The following is a 20,652-nucleotide window of genomic DNA, read 5'->3' on the forward strand; positions in this document are numbered from 1 at the left end:
GGAACCGGGTCAGGAGAACGGCGTGCCTGGGGTCAGCCTATGGCGGGGTCTGCTCGGTCTGGAGCACACCGCTATCGAGAACGTGACCAGGGATCCGGATGGGTCGCTGGTCTTCCACGTGCGGCCGATGGCACGCCGGTGTGGCCGGTGTGGCCGGTGCCGGCGTCGATGTCCGGGCTACGACCCCGGCTCGGGACGCCGGCGGTGGCGGACCCTGGACCACGGGGTCGCGATGGCATTCCTGGAGGCCGACGCACCGCGGGTCCGCTGCCCGGCGCACGGCGTGGTGGTCGCGCATGTGCCGTGGGCCGTGCACGGCGCCGGTCACACCCTGACCTTCGACGCCCAGGTCGCCTGGCTGGTGGTCCGGACGTCCAAGAGCGCGGTGACCGAGCTGATGCGGGTCGCCTGGCGCACCGTGGGCGCGATCGTCGACCGGGTCTGGGCGAGTATCGACGCCGAGCACGGGGGCCCGACCGGGGCCCGGCTCGATGGGCTGACCCGGATCGGGATCGACGAGATCTCCTACCGCCGCGGCCAGCTGTACCTGACCGTGGTCGTCGACCACGACACCGGCCGGCTGGTGTGGGCCGAACCCGGACGGGACCGGCCCACGTTGCATCGATTCTTCGACGACCTCGGGCCCGAGCGCAGTCGCCAGATCACCCACGTCACCGCCGACTCCGCAACCTGGATTGCTGAGGTCGTCACCGCCCGCTGCCCCGACGCGGTGCAGTGCGCCGACCCGTTCCACATCGTCAAATGGGCCAACCAGGCCCTGGCCATCGTCCGTGCCGCCGCCTGGCGGGCCGCTCGCGCCGCCGGCGCGACCCGGAAGAACGGACACGAGCAGGGCCGGCAGCGTCGTGACTCCACCGGTGACGCCAAGGCGCTGCGCGACGCCCGCTACGCCCTGTGGCGCAACCCCGAGGACCTCACCGACCGGCAACGACAACGCCTGGACTGGGTCGCGGCCACCCACCCGATGCTGTGGGAGGCCTACCGGCTCAAGGAAGGTCTACGGCTGTTGTTCGCGATGCAAGGCCGCCCGGCTGTCGAGGCCTTCCACGAGTGGCTGGCCTGGGCCACCGCCAGCCAGATCGAGGAGTTCGCACACCTCGCCCGACGCATCACCGCGATCAGCGACCGCGTCGAGGCGACCTTGACGCACAAGCTCAGCAACGCCCTCGTGGAATCGGTCAACACCAAGATCCGACTCCTGACCCGCATCGCCTTCGGCTTCCACTCACCCCAACCACTGATCGCCCTGGCCATGCTCAGCCGCGGACCGCATCCACCACGACTGCCCGGACGCGACCCACAGATACGTCAGTAGAGCGGGTGAACCGGGGAATCCGCGTCCGCCACACCGGGTCCCGCCGCGGCTGCCACAGGTCCCGCGCGACCATCGCGACCAGGTAGAGCTCGGCGGCCGTGCGCAGCAGGATCGCGGCCCAGTAGAAGCCGGAGTCGCCGCCGGCCGCCGGAGCGAGGTAGCCGCCGAGGTACCACCAGACCGCCGCGAAGTAGAGCACCTCGCCGGCCTGCCAGATCAGCAGGTCGCGCCAGCGCGGGCGGGCGAGCACGGCGAGCGGGAGCAGCCAGAGCACGTACTGCGGGGAGTAGACCTTGTTGACGAGCAGGAAGCCGGCCACGATCAGGAACCCGAGCTGCGCCAGGCGCGGGGTCGACGGCGAGGTGAGCCCGAGTGCGGCGACCCCGACGCACCAGGCGCCGAAGAAGACCCACGACGCGAGGTTGATCGTGTGCGGGTCGAAGGAGAACGGGTCCGGCACCGTGTCCATCGCCTGCTGCACGACCAGCCAGACCGAGCCGAGATCGGCGCCGCGGTCGGAGTTGAAGGTCCAGAAGACCTTCCACTCCGCCGGGCCGGTCAGCAGCGCGGGTAGGTTGGCGGCGATCCAGGCCCCGACGGCGCCGGCGAGCGTCAACCCGAAGGGGCGATAGCGGCGCTCGCGCAGGCAGATCACGAGCACGCCGCCGAGCAGGAAGAGCGGATAGAGCTTGGTGGCCGTGCCGAGCCCGATCAGCACGCCGGTCAGCAGTGCCCGATCGCGCGCCCACGCCCACAGCGCCCCGGCGACGAACACCACCGCCACCAGGTCCCAGTTGACGAGGCCGGTGAGCAGCAGGGCCGGGGAGAGCGCGAACGCCGCGGCATCCCAGGGTCGGCGTGGGTTCACGCCGGCGAGCAGCCAGGTGCACAGCAGCGCAAGCACCGCGAACCCGATCGCGTTCACGATCACGAACGCCCGGATCTCGCGGTGCACCTCGGGCCAGCCGGCGACCGTGGCCGTGTCCGCGGCGTACCTCGGCTCCAGGTCCGGCGACCCCGTGATCCAGTGCGTCACCCAGGCGGTGCCCCAGGCCCAGTACGAGATCCCGACGGGGTACTCCATCACCTCGAACCGGTCCCGCACCTGGTGGTCGTCGGAGTAGGGCCAGTTCAGCTCGGCGAAGCCGCGGCCGGTGTAGAGGTAGGGCAGGTCGGAATAGCACATCTGGCTGTAGCGGGACTGGCCGTCCTGCCAGGTGTTGTCGTAGCAGCCGGCCTTCTGGAACATCCCGAGCGCGAGGCAGAGCGCGGTCAGGGCGAGCAGCACCCGCACCGGCGTCCACCACGGATGTCGCCCCGCGCGGGTCCCGATCGGTCCGCCGACGCCCTCGCTGAGCGTGGTGACGACGGCGTCGTCGGTGGTGGGGTCCACCCAGGCGCGATCCCCCACCGGCGCCGCCATCAGCCCCGCCGGACCCGATGCTCGGTGCGGTGCGCCACCTGGCGGGCCGCGGGCGGCGTCGGCGGCACGGCGACCGTCGCCGCCGGGTCGGTCGGCGTCGGCGGCACCGGCTGCTCCGGCGGGCAGCCGACCGCCGGGTCACAGGTCGTGGGCGGCGGCATCGTCGGCGGCGTGTCCGGGATGGTCGGCGTGTCGGTCGGGTCGGGGGTCTCCGTCGGCTTGTCCGGCTTCTTGGTCGGCTTGTCGGACTTGCTCGGCTTCGGCTTCTTGGTCGGCTTCGGCGGCGGCGTGTACGGCTCGTGCCCGTCGTCGGGGGCGTCGCCGTCGAGGTACGCCGGCTCCGGGAAGTACTCGACCTCGGTCCCCTCGAGGGCCCTGCCCATCACGTCGGTCCAGGTGCGCGCCGGGTAGGAGCCGCCGAAGTACTCGGGCAGCCACCCGTCGAGCTGCTCCTGGCCCTTGCCACGCACGTACATGACGGCCGTCGCCAGCTGCGGGGTGTAGCCCACGAACCACGCCGACGCGACGTCGTCGTCGCTGTTGGTCGCCGTGCCGGTCTTGCCCGCCGCGGGACGGCCCAGCGCTCGTGCCGCCGTACCGGTGCCGACCGAGACCACCTGCTGCATGGCGTACGACGTGTCGGCCGCGACGTCCTCGTCGACGGCCCGCTTGGTCGACTGCTTGAACTGGTACAGGACCTCGCCGCTCTTGCTCACGACCTTCTGGACGACGTGCGCCTTGGCGGCGCGGCCCCCGTTGGCGATGGTGCCGTAGGCGTTGGCCATGTTGATCGGGGCGATCGTCGCCGAGCCGAGCGCGATGCCGCTGACCGGCTCCAGGCCGGGGCTGTTGTCGAGGTTGTCGTAGCCGGCCTGGTTCTTGTTCCAGTTCGGGATGCCGAGGTCCTCGGCGGTCTGCATGATCTTCTCCGGACCGTCGGGCATCGACACCGTCAGGTCGGCGAACACCGTGTTGATCGAGTCCTCGGTGCCGCGCAGCAGGCTGACCCTCGACCCGTAGTCGGTGCCGAGCCCGTCGGAGCCGTAGCCCTCGTTGCGCACCCGGGCGCCGGTGCCCTGCTCGTTGTAGTAGAAGGGCGAGTTGCCGTCGAAGGTGTCCTTGAGGGAGAAGCCCTCCTTGAGCGCGGCGGCGACCGCGAACGGCTTGAACGTCGAGCCGACCATGCCGCCGGTGACCGCCCAGTTGATCTGCGACTGCAGGTAGTCCTGGCCGCCGTAGAAGCCGCGGACGGCACCGGTGCCGGGCTCGACGCTGGCGACCGCCACGTGCAGGTTCTTCTCCGAGAACTCCGGCCCCTCGGGGCGCTGCTCGCGCGCCCCGGCGGCCGCGGCGTCCATCGCCTTCTTCGTGAACGTCGTGGTCACCCGCAGGCCGCCGCCGTCGATCTGCTCGTCGTCGAAGCCGAGGTCCTTGAGCTCGCTGCGGACCATCGAGAGCATGTGGCCCTTCTGCCCGCCGTACCTGCTCTCGGCCTGGATCTTGGGGAACTTGGGCAGCCGCCGCGCCGCCTTCTCGGCCTTCTCGGCGCTGACGTCGTCGGCGTCGGCCATCCCGCCGAGCACGTAGCGGTAGCGCTCCTTGAGCGACTCCTTGGAGGCCTTGCCGTTGGCGGGGTCGAACGACGAGGGATTGTTCAGCACGCTCGCGAGCACGGCGCACTCGCGGAGGCTGAGGTCCTTGGCGTCCTTGGCGAAGTACGCCTCCGAGGCGGCCTGCACGCCGTACGCCCCGCGCCCGAAGTAGATCGTGTTGAGGTAGCCCTCGAGGATCTGCTCCTTGGACATCTCCCGCTGGAGCTTCAGCGAGAGGATCGCCTCCTTCAGCTTGCGCTGGTAGGAGCGCTCCTGCGTCAGGTAGAGGATCTTGACGTACTGCTGGGTGATCGTGGAGGCGCCCTGGGTGGCGTTGCCCTTCGCGTTGCTGAACGCCGCGCGCAGGATGCCCTTGGGGTCGATGCCGTTGTCGCTCCAGAACGAGCGGTTCTCGGCGGCGACCACGGCGTCCTGCAGGTTCTGCGGCATCTGGTCGAGCGGGATGGACTGCCGGTTCTGGGTGGCGTAGCTGCCGACCTCGGTCTGGCCGTCGGAGTAGTAGACGAAGGACGTCTGGGTCTCGAAGTCCTCGTTCGGGTCGGGGATGTCCGTGGTCTGGTAGGCGTAGATGAACCCGCCGACGGCGACCAGCGAGCAGACCAGGCCGACGATCAGGAACCACTTGGCGACCCGCCAGACCCGCTGCTTGCGGGTGCGGGGTCGCTTCGTCGCCGCGCCCTTCTTCGCAGGGGCGCTGCTCTGTGCGGGGCCGGCGGCCCGGCGCTTGCCACTCACGGTCGTTGGCTCCGCTGGTCGGTTGCTCGGGGTTCTCTGCCGCTGGGGAGAGGGCCGGAACGGCGTCCGGGCCGTTCGACAGGGTACGGGGGGCCGCCACACCCGCCCAAGACGACGCAGGGTGACGTGCGCGATGGAAACCCGATGGAACACCCCGACGGGTCCGGTATTCGCAACGGGCGGATATATCGCTACGATAGGTCCCGTGGCACGTCGTGCGGAGACCATCGAGCTGGCAGTCCTCGGGCTGCTGCACGAGGGACCCATGCACGGCTACGAGCTCCGCAAGCGCCTCAACCTGATGCTGGGCTGGGGTCGGGTGCTCTCCTACGGGTCGCTCTACCCGGCCCTGAAGAAGATGCTGCGCGCCTCGCTGATCGAGGAGACCATGACGACCAAGACGCCGGGCACCCCGGTGTCGAAGCGTCCGCGCATCACCTATCAGGTCACCGAGGCCGGCACCCGGGAGTTCCAGCGCCTGATGTCGGAGGTCGGGCCCACCGCGTGGGAGGACGACAACTTCGACATCCGCTTCGCGTTCTTCTCCTCGACCGACATGGAGATCCGCCTGCGGGTGCTCGAGGGTCGCCGTACCCGCCTCCAGGAGCGTCTGGACCGGGTGCAGGGCCAGCTCGCGATCACCCAGAAGGAGGTCGATCGCTACGCGGCCGAGCTCCAGCGCCACGGGGTGGAGTCGGTCGAGCGCGAGGTCCGGTGGCTGTCGGACCTCATCAACGCCGAGCGCAACGGCGACCTCCACCGGTCCCGGACCGACACCTCCGGCCAGGAGCGCCGGTCCGACACCAGCAGCGGCCACCCGGCCACCGGCCAGCAGGCCGCACCGCAGAACTAGACCGAGCAGTGAACAAGGAAGGAATCCCGATGGGATCGGTACGAGTGGCAATCGTGGGGGTGGGCAACTGCGCCACCTCCCTGATCCAGGGCGTGCACTACTACAAGGACGCCGACCCTGAGGGCACCGTCCCGGGTCTCATGCACGTCACGTTCGGTGAGTACCACGTCGCCGACGTCCAGTTCGTCGCCGCGTTCGACGTCGACGACAAGAAGGTCGGCAAGGACCTGTCCGAGGCGATCAACGCCTCCGAGAACAACACCATCAAGATCTGCGACGTGCCCACCCTCGGCATCGAGGTGCAGCGCGGCCCCACGCTCGACGGTCTCGGCAAGTACTACCGGCAGACCATCGAGGAGTCCGCGGCCGAGCCGGTCGACGTGGTCCAGGTCCTCAAGGACACCGGCGCCGACGTCCTCGTCTCCTACCTGCCGGTGGGCTCCGAGGCGGCCGACAAGTTCTACGCCCAGTGCGCGATCGACGCCGGCGTGGCCTTCGTCAACGCCCTCCCCGTCTTCATCGCCTCCGACCCCGAGTGGGCCAAGAAGTTCGAGGACGCCGGCGTCCCGATCATCGGCGACGACATCAAGTCGCAGGTCGGCGCGACCATCACCCACCGCGTGATGGCCAAGCTGTTCGAGGACCGCGGCGTGGTGCTGGACCGCACCTACCAGCTCAACGTCGGCGGCAACATGGACTTCAAGAACATGCTCGAGCGCGAGCGCCTGGAGTCGAAGAAGGTCTCCAAGACCCAGGCCGTCACCTCGAACCTCAACGGCCCACTGGCCGGCAAGATCGAGGACAAGAACGTCCACATCGGCCCGTCCGACTACGTCGCCTGGCTCGACGACCGCAAGTGGGCCTACGTCCGCCTCGAGGGCCGCGCCTTCGGCGACGTGCCGCTGAACCTCGAGTACAAGCTCGAGGTCTGGGACTCCCCGAACTCCGCCGGCATCATCATCGACGCCATCCGCGCCGCGAAGATCGCCAAGGACCGCGGCATCGGCGGCCCGATCATCTCGGCCTCGTCGTACCTGATGAAGTCCCCGCCGGTGCAGCTGCCCGACGACGAGGGTCGCCGCCGCGTGGAGGCCTTCATCCGCGGGGAAGAGTGACCTGCCGCTGACTGTCCTCCGCTGACGCGGAGACCGTCGAGACACCAAGAATGGCTGTCAGGATCTAATCCTGGCAGCCATTTCTGGTGTCTCGACGCGTTTCCACAGGTACGCCGAACAGCTGATTCGTCCACAGGCGAATCCGGGAATGCCGGATCCGTGGCACATCGCTGGGATCCGGTCGCTCCGCCCGTCTCCGGTCTCGTGCTGCCGGCCAGAGTGGACCCCCGAGGCCGGACCGGACCGACCCGGGGCCAGTCCCGTGGGCCCGGCTGGCGCAGGACCGGGCCGGGGCTCTTCGTGCCCGGACACGTGAGCGACGCGCTGGTCGAACAACGCATCGTCGAGGCGTGGGCCCGCTGCGGGACCGACGCGGTCGTGACCGGCTGGGCCGCGCTGCGGCTCCACGGCGGTGGCTTCTTCGACGGCCTCGCCCGTGACGGACGGACCCGCCTCCCGGTCCCGATCGCGGCGAACGAGGGCCGGGTCCGGGCCGCGTCCGGCCTGCGGATCGTCGAGGACCGCATCCCGCCGGACGAGGTGATCGACCTCCATGGCGTGCGGTGCACGCGGGTCGAGCGGGCGCTGTTCGACGAGATGCGGCGCATCGGCGACGTACCGGAGATGGCGGTCGCGGCGGGGGCCGCCTACGCCGGCCGGCTGACCTCGGTCAGGCGGATGCGGCTCTACGCCGCGACCCGCCGCTGGTACCGCGACGTCCGGCTGGTCAAGGAGGCGGTGGAGATGTCCGTCGAGGGATGCCGGTCGCCACAGGAGGATCGCTTCCGTCTGATCTGGGAGTACGCCGCGGGCTGGGGTCGCCCCCTGATCAACCGAGACATCCTCGACGAGCGCGGCAGCCTGGTCGCCGTACCGGACCTGCTCGATCCGGTCCGCGGGGTCGTCGGGGAGTACGCCGGGGCCGACCACCGGGACATCGACCGGCACGAGTCGGACATCGAGCGCGAGGCGATCCTGCGCGACGTCGGCTTGGAGTACGTCGAGACGGTCGGGCGGGACTTGCGCGACGCGCGCAAGGTGACCCGCCGGATGGAACAGGCGGCGGCCCGCGCCGTCCACCTCACCCGTCACTGGCGGGTCGGTCCGCCAGCAGCGCCCACCCTCGACGAGATCCTGGATCGCCGGTCGGCCTGAAGAGTCGTCGAGACACCCGGAATGGCTGCCGTACCGGCCAGATGGCCGCCATTCTGGGTGCCTCGACGCTCAGAACGGTGAGGCCAGGCCAGCCAGCCAGGCCAGCCCGATCACCGCGACGCCCACCAGTCCCGGAGCGCGGCGCCGGCGTCCTCCTCGCTCATCGGCCCGTGGTCCATGCGCAGCTCGAGCAGGAACCGGTACGCCTCGCCCACCTCGCGGCCGGGGCCGATGCCGAGGATCTCCATGATCTGGTTGCCGTCAAGGTCGGGCCGGATCGCGTCCAGCTCCTCCTGCTCGGCGAGCCTCGCGATCCGCGCCTCGAGCTCGTCGTAGGTACGCCGCAGCCGCTCGGCCTTGCGCCGGTTGCGGGTGGTGCAGTCGGCGCGGGTGAGCACGTGCAGCCGGTCGAGCTGGTCGCCCGCGTCGCGTACGTAGCGGCGGACGGCGGAGTCGGTCCACTCGCCGGTGCCGTACCCGTGGAAGCGCAGGTGCAGCTCGACCAGCCGGCTGACCTCGTCGATCGCGTCGTTGGAGAAGCGCAGCGCCTTCATCCGCTTGCGGGTGATCTTGGCGCCGACGACGTCGTGGTGGTGGAAGGTGACGGTGCCGTCGGCGAGGAACCGCCGGGTGCGCGGCTTGCCGACGTCGTGCATCAGCGCGGCGAACCGGGTGACGAAGTCGGGGCCGCCGTCGGGCAGCCGGTCCTCGAGGTCGATCGCCTGCTCGAGCACGGTCAGGGTGTGCTGGTAGACGTCCTTGTGGCGGTGGTGCTCGTCGCGCTCGAGCGCGAGCGCCGGCAGCTCGGGCAGCACCAGGGCGGCCAGGCCGGTGTCGACCAGGAGCGTCAGGCCCAGGCGCGGGTACGGCGCGCACACCAGCTTGACCAGCTCGTCGCGCACCCGCTCGGCCGAGATGATCTCGATCCGGTTCGCCATCGCGCGCATCGCCTCGACGACCGCCGGGTCGACCGTGAAGCCGAGCTGCGCGGCGAACCGCGCCGCGCGCATCATCCGCAGCGGGTCGTCGGAGAAGGAGTCCTCCGGACGGCCGGGAGTCCGCAGCACCCGGTGGGCCAGGTCGACGATGCCGCCGTACGGGTCCTCGACCTCGCGGCCCGGCACCCGCACCGCCATCGCGTTGACCGTGAAGTCGCGGCGACCCAGGTCGCCGTCGAGCGTGTCGCCGAAGTCGACCTCCGGCTTGCGCGAGTCGGGATCGTAGGCCTCGGAGCGGTACGTCGTGATCTCGACCTGCCAGGGCCCCTTGCGGCAGCCGATCGTCCCGAAGCCGCGGCCCATGTCCCAGATCGCGTCGGCCCAGTCCTTGATCAGCCGCTCGGTCTCGTCGGGGTGCGCCGAGGTGGTGAAGTCGAGGTCGTTGTGCTGCCGGCCGAGCATCGCATCGCGCACCGGCCCGCCGACCAGGGCCAGCTCGTGGCCCGCCTCGGCGAACCGGCGGCCGAGGTCGTCGAGCACCGGCGCGATCCGGTCCAGCTCGCTCGCGACCGAGCGCTGGACATCGGCCATGTTGAGTGGCGGCGGAGGGGCGTCAGGCACGGGAGACGAGTTTAGTGGTGGCGGCACCGGGGGCCCGATTCGCACACGGTCGGCCAGTAGAGTCACTGCGTGCTTCGCCCGGTGTCGCTGCTGCCTGCCCTCGTGGCCGCGGCGCTCGCGGGGCTCCTGCTCACGCCGCCCGCCACCGCCGGCGAGACCAAGGCCACGTCGAAGGCCACGTCGAAGGTCGACGCCGCGCCGCTCGAGGTGACCCTCGAGACGCTGTCGCCGTCCACGCTGCCGCGCCGCGGACCGATGCGGGTCAGCGGGTCCGTCACCAACGTCGACGACCAGGCGTGGACGACGATCAACCTCTACTCCTTCATCTCCGACGCTCCGATGACGACCACCGCGGAGCTCGCCGACGCCGCGACCGCCGGCTCCGAGGACTTCGTCGGCGAGCGCGTCACCGACCCCGGGCCCTACTACACGATCGAGCAGCTGGCGCCGGGCGAGACCCGCGACTTCTCCTTCTCGGTCCCGCGGAAGCGGATCGCGGCCGAGTCACCGCGGGGGGTGGCCGTCGACGCACCCGGCGTCTACTGGTTCGGCGTCCACGCCCTCGGCCAGGCGGCGGAGCCGCGCGACGAGTTCGCCGACGGCCGGGCCCGGACGTTCCTGCCGCTGGTCCCCGAGACCTCGCGCTCCGTGGACACCGCGCTCGTGCTGCCGGTACGACGCTCGGTGCAGCACGAGGCGGACGGCCGGATCGCGAACCTCACGCGCTGGACCCGGACCTTCGGCGGCACCGGCCAGCTGCGCCGGATCGCCGACTTCGGCACCACCGCGGGCGACCACCCGATCTCGTGGCTGGTCGACCCGGCCGTCGTCGACGCGGCCGTCCGGATCGGCGAGGGCAACCCGCCGCGCACGATCGAGCCGACCATCGAGCCCGAGGAGCCGGACGGCGGGGAGTCCGGATCGCCGTCCCCGTCGGAGGACCCCGAGGCCACGGACGACGCCACCGACGGGGAGGCCGACGAGGGCGCGTCCCCCGACACCGGGACCGAGGACCCCGCGGTGACCGAGGCCGCCGCGGCGGCGGCGACCGACTGGCTGGCCCGGCTGCAGTCCGCGCTCGACGGGCACGAGGTGCTCGGCCTGCCGTACGGCGACCTCGACGTGGCCGGTGCCGCGAGCCACGACCCCGCGACGTACCGCGCCGCCCGCGATCGGACCGGCACCGAGCTCGCCCCGTGGGGACTGCCCATGACGCCGGTGATCGCGCCGCCCTCCGGCTTCCTCTCGACCGCCGCGCTGGACCTCGCCGACACCGGCACGCAGGTGCTGGTCTCCGACCAGGTCTTCGGTGACCGCGCCGACAACGCGCCCACCGTCGCCCGGACCGATGGCCACGCGATGGTGGTCGCCTCGTCGGGCGCCGCGAGCGGCGGACCCGGTCCGGGAGACCCGCTCTCACCGCTGTCGGTGCGCCAGCGCATCGTGAGCGAGGCGGCGGTGCGGCTGCTGACCCCCGGCCGCAAGCCGCTGGTGGCCGTGCTCCCGCAGGGTTGGGCGCCCGAGACGAGCTACGGCTTCTTCGACGGCCTCGACACCGGCTGGCTGCGCCTGACCACGGTCGACGATATCGCCCGGCGGACCGGCCGGGAGGTCCCCGCCGACCGGATCGTCTACCCCGACAGTCAGCGCGAGGCCGAGCTCGACCCGCTCGACTTCGCCGCCGCCAACGGACTCACCGAGGCCGGCGCGATGCTCCAGAACCTGCTCACCCTGAACGACCAGGTCGGGACGGACGTGCAGGACGAGGCGCTCACCGACGTGTCGTACGCCAACCGCCGCCTCCCGCTGGTCAGCCGCGCCTCGGCGGTGCGGTCACGCGCCTGGATCGAGCAGCGCCTGGGGTCGGTCACCGTCGAGGCGCCCAAGGCGGTCATCCTCTCCAGCGGCAGCGGCCGCTTCTCCGCGACCGTCACCAACGGGCTCGACCAGCCGGTCACGGTGCGCCTCGAGGCGCAGACCGACCCCGCCCTCGAGGTGGTGGTCCCCGACGACGACGTCGAGATCGCGCCCCACTCGCGCTCCACGATCCTGCTCAACGCCTCGTCGTCGGCGATCGGCGTCCGCAACGTCACCCTGCTGCTCACCGACAGCGACGGTGTTCCGATCGGGTCGTCGGACTCGCTGCCGATCCGGTCCAACCGGGTGAGCAACGTGATCTGGCTGATCCTCGGCACCGGCGTCGCGCTGCTGTTCGCCACGATCGTCGTGCGGCTCGTCCGCCGGATCCGCACGGCGACGAGGTCGTGACCGCGTCGTGAGCGCATTCGACGACGAGCGGCGCGAGGACGAGCGCCGGCGCGTCCTCGCCAACAGCGCGGTGATGGCGGCCGGCACCGTCGTCTCGCGGCTCAGCGGGTTCGTCCGGTCGACGCTGCTGGCGGCGGCGCTCGGCGCGAAGCTGCATGCGGACCTGTTCAACATCGCGAACACGATCCCCAACATGCTCTACATCCTGCTCGCGGGCGGGGTCGTCAACGCGGTGCTGGTGCCACAGCTGGTCCGCGCGATCAAGGACGACCCGGACCGCGGCGACGCGTACACGAACCGGATCATCACCCTGGCCGGGCTCTTCCTCGGCGTCGTGACGATCCTGCTCGTCGTCGCCGCGCCGTGGGTGATCCAGCTCTTCCTCACCGACGAGCTGAACGCCGCCGCGTACGCCGCGCAGCGGGAGTCGATCGTCGACTTCGCGCGCTACTGCCTGCCGCAGGTCTTCTTCTACGGCATGTACGTGCTGATCGGCCAGGTGCTCAACGCCCGCGGCCGGTTCGGCCCGATGATGTGGGCGCCGATCGCCAACAACGTCATCTCCATCGCGGTGCTCGTCGTCTACCTGGTGGTCTTCGGCCCGGCCCAGGACGTCTTCGGCCCGTACGACGCGAACCAGGAACTGCTGCTCGGACTCGGCTCGACCCTCGGCATCGCCGCGCAGTTCGCGATCCTGGTGCCCTACCTGCGCCTCACCGGCTTCCACTACCGGCCGCGGTTCGACTTCCTGCACACCGGGCTCGGCCACACCTTCCGGCTCGGGGTCTGGACGGTGCTGTTCGTCATCGTCAACCAGGTCGCCTACACCGTGGTCGTCCGGCTGGCGTCGGGCGGCACCGCGTCGTCCACCGACGGCACCGGCTACTCGATCTACTCGCAGACGTTCCTGATCATGATGGTGCCGCACGCGGTGATCACCGTGTCGCTGGCCACCGCGATCCTGCCCCGGCTGGCGGCCCGCGCGGCCGAGCGCGACGACGCCGGGCTGGCGACCTCCCTCGGCGAGACCCTGCGCAGCGCGCTCGCGCTGATCCTGCCGTTCGCGCTGCTGATGCCGTGCGTCGCGCTCGGCGTCTCCCGGCTGATCTGGGGCTACGGCGCCGCGGCCGACGACTACACCGACTACGCGCCGTCGCTCGCGCTCTTCGGCGGTGGCCTCGTCTTCTTCACCGTCCACTATCTGGTGCTGCGCGGCTTCTACGCGCTGGAGCAGACCCGGACCGTCTTCTGGATCCAGTGCGCGGTCGCCGGCACCAACATCGTCGCCGCGCTGGTGCTGGTGGCGAGCACCGACGCCGCCGGCACCGCCCCGGCGCTGGTGCTCGCCTACACCTGCTCGTACGTCGTGGGTGCGCTGGTGTCCTACTCCCTGCTCTCCCGGCGGCTGGGTGGCCTGCCCACCCGGGAGCTGTGGCGGTTCCTCGCCCGGCTGGCCGTCGCCGCCGTCCTGGCCGCCGCGGCGGCCGCGGGCACGGCGTACCTCGTCCACGACCTGATCGGCGTCGCCCGGCTCTGGGCGGCGGTCGTGTCCGTGGTCGTGACCGGCCTCGTGGGCGGCCTCGTGCTGCTCGGCACGGCGCGCACGATGCGCCTCGACGAGATCACGACGATCGTCGACACGATCGCCCGGCGGCTGCCCATCCCACGACGGCCCTGAGTCCGCCCTACGATGGGCCCACGGACCCGACGACGGGGTCCTGGTGCCGCACGGGTAGCCGACACGAGGGGAGCTGAGTGCCGAGCTCGATCCGGCCGGGCGACGTGCTCGCCCACCGGTACCGCCTGGTCGACCTGCTCACCGAGAGCGGGGGCGGCCGGTTCTGGCGAGCCCAGGACCGGGTGCTCGAGCGCCACGTCGCGCTGCACGTGATCCCCGAGCACGACGAGCGCGCGGCCGCGCTGCTGGGCGCCGCCAAGCGCTCCGCGACCATCCACGACCGGCGGCTGCTGCGGGTGCTCGACGCCGACCGCGCCGACGGGTACTGCTACGTCGTCAACGAGTGGGGGTCGGGCGACTCGCTCGACATCATGCTCGCCTCCGGCCCACTCGGGCCGCGCCGGGCCGCGTGGCTGGTCTCGGAGGTGGCGGGCTGCGTCGCCGCCGGCCACCAGGCCGGCGTCGCCCACGGCCGGCTGATCCCCGAGAACGTCCTCGTCGAGCACACCGGCGCCGTCCGGATCATCGGGTACGCCGTCGACGCCGCCCTGCACGGGCTCCCGCCCGGACGGATGTCGACCGACGTGGCGGACCTCGGCGGACTCCTCTACTGCGCCCTGACCGGGAAGTGGCCGGGCGTCTCGATCTCGGCGGTGCCGCCCGCGCCGCTGGTGCAGGGCCGGGTGCTCCGGCCGCGCCAGGTCCGGGCCGGCATCCCCCGCCCGCTCGACGGGCTGTGCGACGAGGTCGTCAACCCCTACTCCGACGCGGCCGGCGCCCGGCTCCGCGAGGCCCACGACCTGTCGTCGGCCCAGGGCGTCGCCGACTACCTGTCGACGTTCGTCGGCGACCCCACCGGACTCGCCGAGGCCGAGGCGAAGGCCGGTCACCGCGACACCACCGAGATCGCGGTGCTCCCCCCGCTCGCCGACCCGCCGGCACGCACCCCGGAGCCCCGGCCCGAGCCCGCACCCGAGCCCGGCCCGTCCACCGACCTGCCGACCGAGGCCGGCCTCCCGATCTTCGACGACGAACACGACGACGTCTCGTGGCTCTCCGCGCCCGGCACGCCGGCGCCGCCCCCACCGCCGTTCGAGGAGCCACCGGAGCGGCCGCTGTTCGCGCCGTCGCCGACCGGCGGCGGCCCCGCCCGGACGCCGCGCCCCCGCCCGGAGCCGCCGGCCATGCACCCGGTCCCGCCGCCCACGCCACCCGGTGGCGGTCGCGGCTTCTGGCCCTGGGACACCGGCACCGGCCTGATCCCGCTGCCGGAGGAGCCCGAGGAGGAGGTGCCCGGTCGCAGCTGGCTGCGGCTAGCCGCCCTGATCGCGGTCGCGGTGCTGCTGCTGCTCGCGGTCGTCGTCGCCTACAACCTGGGTCGCGGGCGGACCCCGCTCGGCGCCGTACCCGACGACGACAGTCCCGCCCCGACGCCCGCCGGCCAGACCCCGATCCCGCCCGCCTCCGACCCGATCGGCGGCGTGGTCGCGACCGACTTCGACCCGGAGGGCGACCCCCCGGACGAGAACCCCGAGCTGGCCGAGCTCGCCGTCGACGGCGACCCGGAGACCGCCTGGCGGACCATGGACTACAAGCAGAACTTCGGCCCGGGCGGGCTGAAGAACGGGGTCGGCCTGCTGCTCGACCTCGGCTCCGTGCGCAACGTCTCCGCGGTCGACGTGGCCGTGCTCGGCGGCTCCACCGGCGTCTCGCTCTTCGTCAGCGACACCGCACCGACCTCCGTCGACGGCCTGACGCCCGCCGCGTCGGCGACCGTCGACAGCGCCCAGCAGATCCCTCTCCCCGAGCCCGTCCAGGCGCAGTACGTCGTGGTCTGGCTGACGTCGATCCCGGCGGTCGGCTCGGAGTTCCGCGGCGAGGTGGCCGAGGTGACGGTCCGCGGATGAGCGCGCCATGAGCCGCGTCCCGGAGGACGACCGGACCGATCGCGAGCTGCTGGCCGCCCACGTCGCCGGCGACCGCGACGCGTTCGGCGTGCTCTTCGCGCGGCACCGCGACCGGCTGTGGGCGGTGGCGGTGCGCACCATGGGCAACCGTGAGGACGCCGCCGACGGCCTCCAGGACGGGCTGGTCGCGGCCTACCGGCGGGCCGGGACCTACCGCGGCGACGCGGCCGTCACCACCTGGCTGCACCGGGTCGTGGTCAACGCCTGTCTCGACCGGCTCCGCGCGGCCCGGGTACGTCGTACCGAGGCGCTGCCCGACGACCTCGACGAACTGGGCGCGCGTCGGGGGTCCCTGCTGTCGGCGACCGACGAGGCCGACGACCCCGCCGATCTCGCGACCGGTGGCGAGCGGCGCGCACTGGTGCTGGCGGCCCTGCGCCGGCTCCCCGCGGAGCAGCGGGCCGCGCTCGTGCTGGTCGACATGGAGGGCTATCCGGTCGCCGAGGCCGCCGCGATCCTCGACTGCGCCGTCGGCACCGTGAAGTCGCGCTGCTCCCGCGGCCGGAGCCGGCTCGCCGAGGTGCTGGCGCCGCTGCTCGACGAGCGTGACCGTGACCCGCGCGACACGCCGCGTCGGAACCCGGTCCCGCCGGCACCCGTCGAAACCACCGAAGCTCCCCGCGGGCCCCCCGCCGCCGGCTGAGCCCCGCCCACACCGATCCAGACCGTCCCGAGGAGGTGAACACCCCGTGCCCGAGCCCGACCTGACACCCACCGAGGAGCAGATCCGCGCCCTGCTCGCCGACGCCCGGCTCGACGAGCCGATGCCCGCCGACGTCGCCGCCCGGCTCGACGGGGTGCTCGCCGACCTCGGCGACGACACGGCGCCGGCGTCCGTCGCGCCGCTGCCCGACCACGCCGCCCGACGCCGCCGCCGACTGCGCAACCTGGTGCTCGCGGCCGCCGCGGTCGTCGTGGTCGGCGTCGGCAGCACCCAGATCGACCTTCCCGGCGGCGACGCGGACTCCGGCACCGCCGCCCACGACCAGTCCGAAGCCCTCCGGTCCGAGAGCGGCGGCGACGCCGCGGCGTCGGCCCCTGCCCCGGCCCCGCTCGTGCTGCACTCCGACACCTTCGAACGCCAGGTACGGCGGTCCGCCCTGCTCCAGCGGCGGCTGACCAACCTCGACCTGAGCGCCCTGCGGGACGGCTCGTCGCCCCCGGCCGCCCCCGATTCGACGGGACTCGCCGGCTCGGCCGGCACCGGGGCGGGCGCCGCCCCGGAGAGCCTGTCCGACGGCTATGCGTCGCGCTGTGGCGCCGGCGACCTCGGCCGCGGCCGCAAGGTCCCGGCCCGGTACGACGGGCAGCCCGCGGTCCTCGTCGTACGCCCGGCCGCGGCCGGAGAGCGTCGGGTCGACCTGTACCTCTGCGGCGCCGACGAGCCGACGCGGTCGACGACGGTCCCGACGCCCTGATCCGTGCCGCGCTGCGGCCGGGAAGTTTCCTCACCTACGATCGGTTCTACTGGTCGCAGACCACATCCAACCGAGGAGAAGCAGGCTTCCATGCCCGACACCGTTCGCGACGTCGTCCGAGATGTCATCGTCATCGGCTCCGGCCCCTCCGGCTACACCGCCGCGCTCTACACGGCGCGGGCCAACCTGAAGCCGCTGGTCTTCGAGGGCTCGGTGACCGCCGGTGGCGCGCTGATGAACACCACCGAGGTCGAGAACTTCCCCGGCTTCCGCGACGGCATCATGGGCCCGGCGCTGATGGACGAGATGCGCGCCCAGGCCGAGCGCTTCGGCGCCGAGCTGATCGCCGACGACGTCGTCGAGGTCGAGCTCACCGGCGACATCAAGACCGTGAAGACCGCCACCGACACCTACCGCGCCCGCGCGGTGATCCTCGCGATGGGCTCCGGCTACCGCAAGCTCGGGCTGCCCCGCGAGGAGGAGCTCTCCGGCCGCGGCGTCTCGTGGTGCGCGACCTGCGATGGCTTCTTCTTCCGCGACCAGCACATCGCGGTCGTCGGCGGCGGCGACTCGGCGATCGAGGAGGCGACCTTCCTGACCCGCTTCGGCTCCAAGGTCTCCCTCATCGTGCGCCGTGACGAGCTGCGCGCCTCCAAGATCATGCAGGAGCGCGCGTTCGCCGACCCGAAGCTGGAGATCCTGTGGAACTCCGTGGTCGAGGAGATCAACGGCGCCGACCGCCTCGAGTCGGTCACCCTCAAGGACACCGTCACCGGCGAGACCCGGAACCTGCCCGCGACCGGCCTGTTCATCGCGATCGGCCACGACCCGCGCTCCGAGCTGCTCCCGGGCCAGGTGGACCTCGACGACAACGGGTACGTCGTGGTCGGCCACCCCTCGACCGGCACCAACCTGCCCGGCGTCTTCGCCGCCGGCGACCTGGTCGACCACCACTACCGCCAGGCGATCACCGCCGCCGGCACCGGCTGCGCCGCCGCCCTCGACGCGGAGCGCTACCTGGCCGAGCTCGACCACGCGGCGACCGGTCCGCGCGACGCCCAGGACCGCGCCGACGCCGAGCTGATCACCGAGGTCGTCCAGACCGCGGGCGCCTGAGGACCGGGTCGGTGCCGGGAACATCCGTTCCCGACGTCGTGTTGTGTGATCAGACCTCCGAGTTCACCGAAGAAGGGATCCCTCCGTGGGCAACATCAACGCCGTGACCGACGCCGAGTTCGAGGCGCAGGTCCTCAAGTCCGACAAGCCGGTCCTCGTGGACTTCTGGGCGGAGTGGTGCGGCCCGTGCCGCCAGGTCGCCCCGATCCTCGACGAGATCGCCTCCGCCCACGGTGACAAGATCACGTTCTTCAAGATGAACGTCGACGAGAACCCCGTGACGCCCTCCAGCTACCGGGTCACCGGCATCCCGACCATCAACGTCTACCAGGGCGGCGAGGTCGTGAAGAGCATCGTGGGCGCGCGGCCGAAGGCCACGCTGCTCAAGGAACTCGAGGAGTTCACGGGCTGATCGTGGCGGTGCGCTGAGTCGGGTTTCGAGACGCTCGTCGCTCCTCAACCTGGGTGCAGCATCTCGGACCGAGCAAGCTCGGTCCGAGGCACCTCAGAGGCCCGCGTCGCCTTCGGCGCCGGGCCTCGCTGCGATTTCGGCCGCACCACACCGACCAGCTTCTCCAGCGCGGCCTCGACCTCGTCGCGCCAGGTGACCGTCGAGCGCAGCTCCATCCGCATCCGCGGCGTCGCCGGGTGGGCCCGGTGGGTCTTGAACCCCACGTTCGCCAGGAACTCCGCGGGCAGCAGGCAGCGCCCTCCGCGTCCCGCCGGGTCGCCGAAGGCCTCGATCGCCCCGAACCCGCCACGCCGCACCAGGTCGGCGGCGGCGGCCTGCACCAGCATCCGGCCCAGCCCGCCGCCGCGGTACGCCGGATCCACGTGCACGGTCGTGAGGAGCACCGCGTCGGCCGAGACGGGCGCGGTGGCGAAGCCGGCCGCGCCGGGCACGAAGGACTCGGGCGCGTAGACGGCGTGCGCCACCGGTCGGTCGTCCACGATCACCACCCGACCACACGAGCCCCACTCGCGCAGCACCTGTGAGACCCAGGCGTCCTTCTCGGCCCGGGGGTCGTCGACCCGCTCGCGGCGTACCGGGTCGAACTCCCAGAACAGGCAGGAGCGGCACGGCGCCGAGAGCGCCTCGAGATGGTCGAGCGTCAGCCGGGTGACCTTGCGCGACATCACACCTCCTGTCGGGTGCTCTCCGGAGCCATCGTAGGCGTCGGCCTGTCAGGATGGCCGGGTGCGCAAGATCCGACAGAGCCGCAAGCTGCAGAACGTCCGCTACGACGTGCGCGGGCCGATCCTCGTGGAGGCGCAGCGCCTCGAGGCCGAGGGCCACCACATCCTGAAGCTGAACATCGGCAACACGGCACCGTTCGGGTTCGACGCGCCCGAGGCGATCGTCGCCGACATGGTGCACCACCTGCCCGACGCGCAGGGCTACAGCGACAGCCAGGGCATCTACCCGGCGCGCACCGCGGTCGCGCAGTTCTACCAGTCGCGCGGGCTCCGGGACGTCGGCGTCGATGACATCTTCATCGGCAACGGCGTCTCCGAGCTGATCACGATGGTGCTCCAGACCTTCATCGACGACGGCAACGAGATCCTGGTGCCCGCGCCGGACTATCCGCTCTGGACCGGAGCGGTCACGCTCTCGGGTGGCACCGCGGTCCACTACGAGTGCGACGAGAGCAACGGCTGGAACCCCGACCTCGCCGACATCGAGGCCAAGATCACCGAGAACACGCACGGCCTGGTGATCATCAACCCGAACAACCCCACAGGTGCGGTCTACAGCGAGGCGACGGTCAAGGGCCTCATCGACATCGCCCGCCGCCACGAGCTGGTCGTCTTCGCCGACGAGATCTACGAGAAGATCCTCTTCGACGACGCGGTGCACCACCACGCAGCGACGTACGCCGGCAACGACGTCCTGTGCCTGACCTTCAGCGGCCTGTCGAAGGCCTACCGGGTCTGCGGCTACCGCGCCGGCTGGGTGATGATCTCCGGCCCCAAGGAGACCGCCGAGGACTTCCTCGAGGGCCTCACCCTGATGGCGAACATGCGCATGTGCGCCAACGTGCCGGCCCAGCACGCCATCCAGACCGCGCTCGGCGGCTACCAGTCCATCGAGGAGCTGATCGTCCCGGGCGGCCGCTTCTACGAGCAGAGCAAGCTGGCCAGTCGCCTGCTCAACGAGATCCCCGGTGTCAGCAACGTGGAGCCGCGGGGCGCGCTCTACTGCTTCCCCCGCCTCGACCCCGAGGTCTACCCGATCCACGACGACGAGGCGTTCGTGATCGAGCTGCTTCGCGCCAAGAAGATCCTGGTCACCCACGGCACCGGCTTCAACTGGACCCGCCCCGACCACTTCCGGCTGGTGACGCTGCCCGACGTCCAGGTGCTCGAGGAGGCCATCGGCCGGATCGCCGACTTCCTCGCCACCCGTCGCTGAGGA

General features: G+C 71.8%; 16 protein-coding genes. 12 read left to right on the forward strand and 4 right to left on the reverse strand.

Translation table 11 applies throughout. From position 1 onward, the window contains the following. The first annotated feature begins 22 nt into the window (after positions 1-22). A complete protein-coding gene (locus KM427_RS25255) occupies positions 23-1,336 on the forward strand; it encodes an ISL3 family transposase (RefSeq protein WP_215525763.1) in 1,314 nt (437 codons plus the stop codon). On the opposite strand, the gene KM427_RS25260 is transcribed toward KM427_RS25255, so the two are convergent. Together KM427_RS25260 and KM427_RS25265 are read right to left on the reverse strand one after the other, a co-directional pair. After that, complete coding sequence (locus KM427_RS25260) at positions 1,278-2,729, reverse strand: glycosyltransferase family 87 protein (RefSeq protein WP_252274887.1); 1,452 nt, start codon at positions 2,727-2,729, stop codon at positions 1,278-1,280. The genes KM427_RS25255 and KM427_RS25260 overlap by 59 nt on opposite strands. Positions 2,730-2,758: 29 nt before the next feature. Then, positions 2,759-5,107, reverse strand: coding sequence for a transglycosylase domain-containing protein (locus tag KM427_RS25265; protein WP_183595671.1), 2,349 nt, complete (start codon positions 5,105-5,107; stop codon positions 2,759-2,761). Between the two features lie 205 nt (positions 5,108-5,312). Here KM427_RS25265 and KM427_RS25270 point away from each other — a divergent pair, with 205 nt between their 5' ends. The 3 genes from KM427_RS25270 to KM427_RS25280 all read left to right on the forward strand — a co-directional run bounded on the left by KM427_RS25270 (position 5,313) and on the right by KM427_RS25280 (position 8,230). Next, positions 5,313-5,960, forward strand: a complete 648-nt coding sequence (locus tag KM427_RS25270; RefSeq protein ID WP_183595672.1) for a PadR family transcriptional regulator — start codon at positions 5,313-5,315, stop codon at positions 5,958-5,960. Positions 5,961-5,989: 29 nt separating this feature from the next. After that, a complete protein-coding gene (locus KM427_RS25275) occupies positions 5,990-7,075 on the forward strand; it encodes an inositol-3-phosphate synthase (RefSeq protein WP_183595673.1) in 1,086 nt (361 codons plus the stop codon). 300 nt (positions 7,076-7,375) lie between these two features. Continuing rightward, positions 7,376-8,230 carry a hypothetical protein gene (locus KM427_RS25280; protein WP_215525765.1) on the forward strand — a complete coding sequence of 285 codons (855 nt, stop codon included), beginning with the start codon at positions 7,376-7,378 and terminating at the stop codon, positions 8,228-8,230. 110 nt (positions 8,231-8,340) lie between these two features. Here the strand turns inward: KM427_RS25280 and KM427_RS25285 are convergent, their stop codons facing one another. Next, positions 8,341-9,759 carry a CCA tRNA nucleotidyltransferase gene (locus KM427_RS25285; RefSeq protein ID WP_215527760.1) on the reverse strand — a complete coding sequence of 473 codons (1,419 nt, stop codon included), beginning with the start codon at positions 9,757-9,759 and terminating at the stop codon, positions 8,341-8,343. Positions 9,760-9,858: 99 nt separating this feature from the next. On the opposite strand from KM427_RS25285, the gene KM427_RS25290 reads away from it, so the two are divergent. From KM427_RS25290 to trxA, 7 genes are all read left to right on the forward strand, one after another. Beyond that, positions 9,859-12,057 (forward strand): DUF6049 family protein, encoded by a 2,199-nt coding sequence (locus KM427_RS25290; protein ID WP_215525766.1) that lies wholly within the window; start codon positions 9,859-9,861, stop codon positions 12,055-12,057. 7 nt (positions 12,058-12,064) lie between these two features. Further along, on the forward strand, positions 12,065-13,735 hold the full coding sequence (gene murJ, locus KM427_RS25295) for a murein biosynthesis integral membrane protein MurJ (RefSeq protein WP_252274889.1): 1,671 nt from the start codon (positions 12,065-12,067) through the stop codon (positions 13,733-13,735). 77 nt (positions 13,736-13,812) lie between these two features. After that, positions 13,813-15,642, forward strand: coding sequence for a protein kinase family protein (locus KM427_RS25300; protein ID WP_215525767.1), 1,830 nt, complete (start codon positions 13,813-13,815; stop codon positions 15,640-15,642). 7 nt (positions 15,643-15,649) lie between these two features. Beyond that, on the forward strand, positions 15,650-16,345 hold the full coding sequence (sigM, locus tag KM427_RS25305; protein ID WP_215525768.1) for an RNA polymerase sigma factor SigM: 696 nt from the start codon (positions 15,650-15,652) through the stop codon (positions 16,343-16,345). A gap of 46 nt (positions 16,346-16,391) precedes the next feature. Then, positions 16,392-17,120: a hypothetical protein gene (locus KM427_RS25310; RefSeq protein WP_215525769.1), complete on the forward strand. Its 729-nt coding sequence runs from the start codon at positions 16,392-16,394 to the stop codon at positions 17,118-17,120. Positions 17,121-17,210: 90 nt separating this feature from the next. Continuing rightward, positions 17,211-18,236, forward strand: a complete 1,026-nt coding sequence (trxB, locus tag KM427_RS25315) for a thioredoxin-disulfide reductase (RefSeq protein ID WP_215525770.1) — start codon at positions 17,211-17,213, stop codon at positions 18,234-18,236. Positions 18,237-18,321: 85 nt separating this feature from the next. Continuing rightward, complete coding sequence (gene trxA / locus KM427_RS25320) at positions 18,322-18,648, forward strand: thioredoxin (RefSeq protein WP_286674247.1); 327 nt, start codon at positions 18,322-18,324, stop codon at positions 18,646-18,648. A gap of 44 nt (positions 18,649-18,692) precedes the next feature. Here trxA and KM427_RS25325 read toward each other — a convergent pair whose 3' ends face one another. Then, positions 18,693-19,373, reverse strand: coding sequence for a GNAT family N-acetyltransferase (locus tag KM427_RS25325; RefSeq protein WP_215525771.1), 681 nt, complete (start codon positions 19,371-19,373; stop codon positions 18,693-18,695). A 61-nt stretch (positions 19,374-19,434) separates the two neighbouring features. Between KM427_RS25325 and KM427_RS25330 the strand changes: the two genes are divergently transcribed. Beyond that, on the forward strand, positions 19,435-20,649 hold the full coding sequence (locus KM427_RS25330; RefSeq protein ID WP_215525772.1) for a pyridoxal phosphate-dependent aminotransferase: 1,215 nt from the start codon (positions 19,435-19,437) through the stop codon (positions 20,647-20,649). The last annotated feature ends 3 nt before the right edge of the window (positions 20,650-20,652 follow it).

The organism is Nocardioides sp. LMS-CY (genome assembly GCF_018732145.1).
Taxonomy (GTDB): domain Bacteria; phylum Actinomycetota; class Actinomycetes; order Propionibacteriales; family Nocardioidaceae; genus Nocardioides; species Nocardioides soli.